The sequence below is a fragment of the Vibrio sp. ZOR0018 genome (genome assembly GCF_963865925.1).
GTDB lineage: Bacteria > Pseudomonadota > Gammaproteobacteria > Enterobacterales > Vibrionaceae > Vibrio > Vibrio anguillarum.
The window spans coordinates 1-510 of sequence record NZ_CAWMCN010000033.1; the positions used below are offsets into that span (position 1 = coordinate 1).

A 510-nucleotide genomic window follows, 5' to 3' on the forward strand; every position below is an offset into this window, starting at 1 on the left:
GTGCAAAATTGAAGTTCAGTGTTTACAGTGTGTTTTTTGAGTTCGGCTATGCGTTGTCAACCCCTTAGCCGGGCGTTATGTACTTTGGAGAAAATATGGAAGTAGTTACTACTGAAAAGCACGTCTCAGAATATCCCAATCCGTTTTATTTGAAACAAGGCGATAAAGTAGCTCTAGGCACAATAGACGACGAGTTTCCCAACTGGATCTTTATAACCAGTAGTGAAGGGGAGCAGGGTTGGGCTCCAGTTCAATATATCGAAAAGATTGAAGGTGGCTCTGAAGGAATCTTGCTTAAAGATTATGACAATGCTGAACTCAATACTGTTATTGGTGAAAAACTGTCAGTGCTATTCGAACTCAATGAGTGGTATCGAGTTTCGAGGTCAACGGGTGAAATTGGTTGGGTACCAGTGCGCTCGGTACAACGTACATAACAAACAATTTAAGAGGGATTCCCAACGCTTGGCATTTTTGCTTCTACTTCAACTTTAGTGGTTACGGTACAAT

Annotated in this window: 1 protein-coding gene; it reads left to right on the forward strand. The window is 41.6% G+C overall.

From position 1 onward, the window contains the following. Positions 1-95 precede the first annotated feature (95 nt). Entirely contained in the window at positions 96-437 is a 342-nt protein-coding gene (locus tag AACR75_RS01005; RefSeq protein ID WP_029190007.1) for an SH3 domain-containing protein, read from the forward strand. The last annotated feature ends 73 nt before the right edge of the window (positions 438-510 follow it).